This window comes from Aquidulcibacter paucihalophilus (assembly GCF_002105465.1).
In the GTDB taxonomy this organism is placed as follows: Bacteria; Pseudomonadota; Alphaproteobacteria; order Caulobacterales; family Aquidulcibacteraceae; genus Aquidulcibacter; species Aquidulcibacter paucihalophilus.
In genome coordinates this window covers 42,432-48,828 of the sequence record NZ_NCSQ01000026.1, presented here as the reverse complement: position 1 = coordinate 48,828, position 6,397 = coordinate 42,432, and the positions used below count along the sequence as shown (strand labels likewise).

4 protein-coding genes are annotated in these 6,397 nt (G+C 57.8%); 3 read left to right on the top strand and 1 reads right to left on the bottom strand.

Annotated elements, in window-relative coordinates; genetic code table 11:
* Positions 1 to 249 precede the first annotated feature (249 nt).
* Complete coding sequence (locus B7364_RS02425; RefSeq protein ID WP_085338355.1) at positions 250 to 1,011, bottom strand: alpha/beta fold hydrolase; 762 nt, start codon at positions 1,009 to 1,011, stop codon at positions 250 to 252.
* Between the two features lie 9 nt (positions 1,012 to 1,020).
* Between B7364_RS02425 and B7364_RS02420 the strand changes: the two genes are divergently transcribed.
* The 3 genes from B7364_RS02420 (at position 1,021) to polA (ending at position 6,386) form a co-directional block, all read left to right on the top strand.
* A complete protein-coding gene (locus tag B7364_RS02420; protein WP_085338354.1) occupies positions 1,021 to 1,818 on the top strand; it encodes a tyrosine-protein phosphatase in 798 nt (265 codons plus the stop codon).
* Between the two features lie 46 nt (positions 1,819 to 1,864).
* On the top strand, positions 1,865 to 3,412 hold the full coding sequence (locus B7364_RS02415) for an acyl-CoA carboxylase subunit beta (RefSeq protein ID WP_085338353.1): 1,548 nt from the start codon (positions 1,865 to 1,867) through the stop codon (positions 3,410 to 3,412).
* A 64-nt stretch (positions 3,413 to 3,476) separates the two neighbouring features.
* A complete protein-coding gene (polA, locus tag B7364_RS02410) occupies positions 3,477 to 6,386 on the top strand; it encodes a DNA polymerase I (protein WP_085338352.1) in 2,910 nt (969 codons plus the stop codon).
* Positions 6,387 to 6,397: the final 11 nt, after the last annotated feature.

Here is a 6,397-nt window from a genome sequence, read left to right as displayed (position 1 = left end):
AACCAATACAAATCTCAATTCCACAACTGACTTGATGACAGCGTGAAAAGGGTCTTTATCTGGAAGGCTTTGGTGCAGGCTGTGCCTGCCCCAAAGGCCAAACTCAATTGTTGGTGGACCATAGGGATCACCAAAACGCGTCCAGATGAGACTCCTTCAAAAAGCGCGATGTCACCCCCACCGAAGCGTAGTGGAAAGGGGAGGCCCTACGGCACGTAGCCGCACCAATTCCTGCTTTGGCGGCGCCGTTTACGTGCGCAGAAAAGCCACGAGGGCATCGCGGAAGGCGGGTTCGGCGACGGCGCTTAAGTGATTGCCCGGTACCAATTTGTAACTGCCATTGCCGAGTGCCGCTGCCAACGCGACTGGGTCGCCATTGTCGCGATCTTGATCGCCATTGACCACAAGCACCGGGGTTTTGATCTTGGCCAATTCCTCTGGCGATGTGGATACTTGCGTCGAAAGGACACCCAAGGCTGCCTGCGGACTCATGCCGCGTTGCTTGAGGATGTTTTGAATAAAGGTGCCAGCACGCGGATCTTGGGCATTGGCCCCATTACGGATACCATCCTCAAAATAATCCTTCCGTGTACCGACGGTGGTGATGCCTGCCTCTCCCATGCCGCCGAGAAAGACCTTTTCTGGACGAGTATAGCCGCGTGCGAGGAGGCGCACCGCCGTGCGTGCCCCCAAGGAATAGCCGACGAGATCAAAATCTGTGATCCCCAATTGGGCCAAGAGCACTTCTTGATCTTTGGGAAGCGCGTCCTTGGGATAGGCGGCCTCGTCTGTTGGCGCATCAGATTGGCCGTGGCCACGTAAGTCCGGCAGAAGGATGCGGCGCCCCGTTGTCGCCATCGCTGCGGCGAGGCCCGGCTCTATCCAGTTCAAATGCGCACTGGCTAGGAAGCCGTGCAAAACCAGTGTGGGTCGACCATTGGGTGAACCCGTCTCAGTCCAAGCCAGATTTAAGCCGTCAAACGTCTTGAAGCGCGCGGTTCTGTAGTCCATGTCCGTTTGATGACCTCACCTCTGCCGCCCCCATTCATTTTTGTCGAAGGCGTTCGCAATTTTCGCGACTTTGGACTCTATCCAACCCAATCCGGCCAGACAGTGCAAGCAGGAAAGCTCTTCCGCTCTGCCAATTATGCGCAAGTAACCGATGCCGGCCGGGAAAGGTTTCGCGAGACCGGGATCAAAGTTGTGGTTGACTTGCGCCGTGGCCATGAGCGCCAACAACAGCCGAGCCAGTTAGATGGGCTTCCAGTTGAGATTCTCGCTTCCAATCTGGGCGATGGGGATGGGCTGACCTTGCCGCCGCATCTGCAATTCATCCGCGACACCGATTTGACGCAACAGGCCACCCACGACCATATGCTGTCCTCCTATCGCCGTATCCCATGGGAGCCCCAACATCTCAGCCTGTTTGGCGAGACCTTCGACCGTTTGGCGGAAGGGAAAGGCCCGATTGTTATTCATTGTGCTGCCGGCAAAGACCGAACGGGCATTTTGTGCGGCTTGATCCTCTATGCCTTGGGGGTCGATCTGGAGCGGATTGAGCACGATTATCTGTTGACCAATCATGTCGCCCATGACCCCAATCTATTGGCGAATTATGCCAAGATGATGGGCGAGCAGTTTGAAAAGCAAATCGACCCAGAGGCCCTTATGCCGATGGTCGGCGTCCATCAGGACTTTTTAGCCGAAGCCTGGGCCGAGATGGCGCGGCGCGAGGGCGGGTTGGATGGATATCTCGAGCGTTTAGGGGTGGATGCCGCCAAGAAGCGGGCCTTGGCGGATTATTTGCTGACAAGCTGATGGGTTGGTTGATTGCACGCGTGAAAAGTGTGGTTACAGTCTGGCTATGAGCTGGAAACCTGAGATCGAAGACTTGCGTGCCCGCGAGGCACTGGCCGAACAAATGGGCGGCGAAGAGCGCGTTGCGCGCCAATTGGCGCAAGGAAAGTCGACCGCCCGAGCCCGGGTAGATGCCCTTTTAGACCCCAGCAGTTTCCACGAGATCGGCAAGATTGCAGGCGTTGCGGAGTATCATCCAGACGGCTCGCTCAAAAGCTATTTGCCGTCCAATATGGTGACCGGCCGTGGACGGATTGATGGCCGCCCGGTTGGGGTGATCGCCGATGACTTCACCGTCCGTGGCGGGGCGGCAGATGCGGCCATCTGGCAAAAGATGGTACAGGCTGAAAAGTTCGCGGGTGAATATCGCATGCCGCTGATCCGCATGGTGGATGGCACGGGCGGCGGCGGCAGCGTCAAAATGCTGGAAAAGGACCCTCGCACCTACATCCCAGAGACACCAGGCTGGGAAGTTGTGGTCGCCAACATGGGCCAGATTCCAGTTGTGTCTCTGGCCTTAGGCCCGTGCGCGGGACTGGGCGCAGGCCGGGTGGCGGCGAGCCATTATTCGGTGATGGTCAAAGGCCTCAGCCAGGTCTTTGTGGCAGGCCCACCCGTCGCGCGGGCCATTGGCGAGGACATTGACAAGGAGGGCTTAGGCGGTTGGGAGATACAGGCCCGCAATGGCGTGGTGGATGAAGCCGTCGATAGTGAAGCCGAGGCCATGGCCTGTGCGCGGCGCTTCCTGTCTTATTTGCCGGGCTCGGTTGATGATTTACCGGCCCGCGCGCCCAGTCTGGACCCAACCGATCGCAAAGAGGAATTTCTTCTTTCGATCGTGCCGCGCGACCGCGTGACGCCCTATAAGAGCCGCAAAATTGTTGAGGCGTGTGTCGATGCCGGTACTTTCTTCGAGATGGGCAAAGCGTGGGGGCGGTCCATCATCACAGGCCTTGCCCGGATTGATGGCTGGCCCGTCGCCATTATGGCGGGCGACCCCTATGTGCTGGATGGGGCGTGGACGGCAGATGCCGCCCGCAAGATTGAGCGCTTTGTCGATCTTGCTAACACCTTCCATCTTCCCATCGTCCATTTCGTCGATTGCCCGGGTTTTGCAGTCGGTCGCAAGCATGAGCAGGCAGGCGTAACCCGCGCGGGCGTTCGGGCGATGAGCGCGATTTATCAAGCGCGCGTGCCCTTCTGCGCGGTGGTGATGCGTAAGGCCTATGGGCTTGCGGGTTCTGCCATGTTCAACCCGTCCCGCGCCAAGGCCCGCTTCTGCTGGCCATCGGGTGACTGGGGCAGCTTGCCGATGGATGGCGGGGTCGAGGCCGCTTTCCGGCGCGAGCTGGAGGCCCATCCAGACCCCGCCGCTCGCTTAGCCGAGATCAAGGCCTGGATGGAAGGCTTGCGCAGCCCATTTCGAACCGCAGAAAGCTTCTATGCCGAAGAAATCATCGACCCGCGCGATACCCGCCCGCTTCTGTGCGAATGGGCAGGACTTGCCCGTCGGGTCTTGCAAGCGGGGCCAGTCCGTACGGCGATGCGGCCCTGAGACAAATGTGTGGATCGGAGAGTTTGGGATTGGAAGTGGCAAGCCGCTGGCCTAAGATCAGAGGATGACACATCCTGTAGGCCCCGATTCCCGCGTCACCCTTGTTGACGGCTCTGGTTACATTTTTCGCGCTTTCCATGGCCTGCCGCCTTTGACGCGCAAAAGCGATGGTGCGCCGATTGGCGCGGTGTCGGGCTTTTGCAACATGATCTTCAAGCTCTTGGCCGACGAAAAGGATGGCGACCAGCCAACCCATTTGGCGGTGATCTTTGATGCGTCTGGACCGACCTTTCGCAACGATATCTATCCCGCTTACAAAGCTAACCGGCCGCCTGCGCCCGAAGATTTGGTGCCACAATTTCCAATGATCCGGGAAGCCACCCGCGCCTTTGGTCTGCCCTCGATTGAATTGCCCGGCTATGAGGCCGATGATTTGATCGCAACCTATGCCAAGCAGGCCGCAGACAAGGGTGCCAAAGTCCGTATTCTGTCGTCGGATAAGGATTTGATGCAGCTGATTACTGACAAAATTTTCCTCTATGATCCGATGAAGGATCGCCCCATGGGACCTGAGGCGGTTCTGGAGAAATTCGGTGTTGCGCCCGAACAAGTGATTGATGTGCAATCCTTGGCTGGGGACAGTACCGACAATGTGCCCGGTGCGCCCGGGATTGGCGTGAAGACCGCCGCAGAATTATTGGGCATTTATGGCAATCTGGAAACGCTTCTGGACCGAGCCCATGAGATCAAACAGCCCAAGCGCCGGGAGACCTTGATCCAATTCCGCGAACAGATTGAAATCTCGAAGCGCCTTGTCACCTTGATGGATGACGTGCCGGTGTTGGAACATCTGGAACATTTTGGCGTGCGCGAGCCAGATCCAAGCATTTTGCTCGACTTTTTGCGCAAGATGGAATTGCGGACCTTAACGGGCCGGGTGGAAGCCGGGCTGCGCCGGGATGGCTATGTTGCCGATAAGGCTGAGCACCGCGATACAGTGCCTGTTGCTTCGCTCGCTTCTGTGCCGACAACAAATCCGAGTACGGATGGTGCGCCCGCCGGGCAGGTGTTGATCCCACCGGCGGTGTTTACGCCGATCGACACCAGGGGCTATGAAACCATTTCGAGCCTTGCCCGCCTTGACGATTGGATCGCCCGTATTCACAGCCAAGGCTATGTCGCCTTTGATACTGAGACCGCGTCCCTCAACAGCGTCAGTGGCGGTTTGGTCGGTCTTTCGCTGGCGGTTGAGCCAGGCATTGCTTGCTATATCCCGGTCGGTCATCGCGGCGCGGGCGATTTGGGCGTGACGGGTGACCTGTTTGGTGGTGGGCAAGATACGGTCGCGAAACTGCCTGGCCAGTTGGAACTGGCCGATGTCTTGGCCCGCTTGAAGCCTATTTTGGAAGATGATGCCATCCTGAAGATCGGCCAGAATTTGAAATATGATGTCTCGGTCATGGCCCAGCATGGCATTGCCATCAGCCCGATTGACGACACCATGTTGATGAGCTTTGCCCTCGATGCCGGCCGCAATAGCCATGGCATGGATGATTTGTCACTCCGCTTGTTGGCGCACCAGCCCATCGCCTTCAAAGATGTGTGCGGCACAGGCAAGTCTCAGATCAGCTTTGACCAAGTGCCCCTTGAGCGCGCCACCGCCTATGCTGCCGAAGATGCGGACGTGACCTTGCGCCTGTGGCACATTTTGAAACCGCGTTTGGTGCAGGAGCGTTCAGCCACTGTCTATGAAACGCTGGAGCGCCCCTTGGTACCTGTCATTGCAGGGATGGAGCAGGCCGGCGTGAAAGTGGATGTGGCCGAGCTCTCGCGTCTTTCGCTCGATTTTGCCCAGCGCATGATTAGCCTTGAAGCCCAAGCCCATGAGCAAGCCGGCGAGGTGTTCAATTTGGGCAGCCCCAAGCAATTGGGCGATATTTTGTTTGGCAAAATGGCTTTGCCCGGCGGCAAAAAGACGGCGACGGGGCAATGGGCCACCGGTGCTGATGCGCTGGAAGATCTGGCGGCCCAAGGCCATGAACTACCGCGTACTTTGGTGGACTGGCGGACGTTGGCCAAGCTTAAAAGTACGTATACCGACAATCTGAAAGATGCGATCGATGCCACCACAGGCCGGGTCCATACTTCCTACAATATGGTTGGGGCGGCGACGGGGCGGCTGTCCTCAACTGATCCCAATTTGCAGAATATCCCCATTCGGACCGAAGAGGGCCGCCGCATCCGTCGCGCCTTTGTCGCAGAGCCCGACCACGTTCTGATCTCTGCCGATTATAGCCAGATTGAGTTACGCCTCCTTGCCCATGTTGGCGACATTCCCCAGCTGAAGAAAGCCTTTATTGAGGGCTATGACATCCACGCCATGACGGCCTCAGAAATGTTTGGCGTGCCGTTGGAGGGGATGGACCCGATGATCCGCCGCAAAGCAAAAGCGATCAATTTCGGTATTATCTATGGCATCTCGGCCTTTGGCCTCGCGCGGCAATTGTCGATCCCGCAAGGCGAGGCACGCGATTATATCGCGACCTATAAGCAGCGCTTCCCCGGCATTCAGGCCTATATGGACCAGATGAAGGCGATGGCGCGGGAAAAAACCTATGTTGAAACCATTTTTGGTCGCCGGTGCTGGGTGCCGGGTATCCATGCCAAAAGCCAAGCTGAACAGGCCTTTGCCGAACGCCAAGCAATCAATGCCCCTCTTCAAGGAGCTGCCGCCGATATCATCAAACGCGCCATGATCCGCCTGCCAAAAGCCCTGAAAGAAGCGGGTTTGCAGGCCCGAATGTTGCTGCAAGTGCATGACGAGCTTGTGTTTGAAGCGCCTTCAAGCCAAGCGGATGCGACATGTGCTCTGGTTGCAGAGGTGATGGAGAAGGCTGCCCTACCGGCAGTGGCCTTGTCTGTGCCTTTGGTGGTAGAGGCACGCGCCGCCTTGAATTGGGCTGAGGCCCACTAAACCGATTAGCT

Coding starts and splice junctions, on each gene's coding strand:
- B7364_RS02425 (WP_085338355.1), bottom strand. CDS start 1,011: ATGGACTACAGAACCGCGCGCTTCAAGACGTTTGACGGCTTAAATCTG.
- B7364_RS02415 (WP_085338353.1), top strand. CDS start 1,865: ATGAGCTGGAAACCTGAGATCGAAGACTTGCGTGCCCGCGAGGCACTG.
- B7364_RS02420 (WP_085338354.1), top strand. CDS start 1,021: ATGACCTCACCTCTGCCGCCCCCATTCATTTTTGTCGAAGGCGTTCGC.
- polA (WP_085338352.1), top strand. CDS start 3,477: ATGACACATCCTGTAGGCCCCGATTCCCGCGTCACCCTTGTTGACGGC.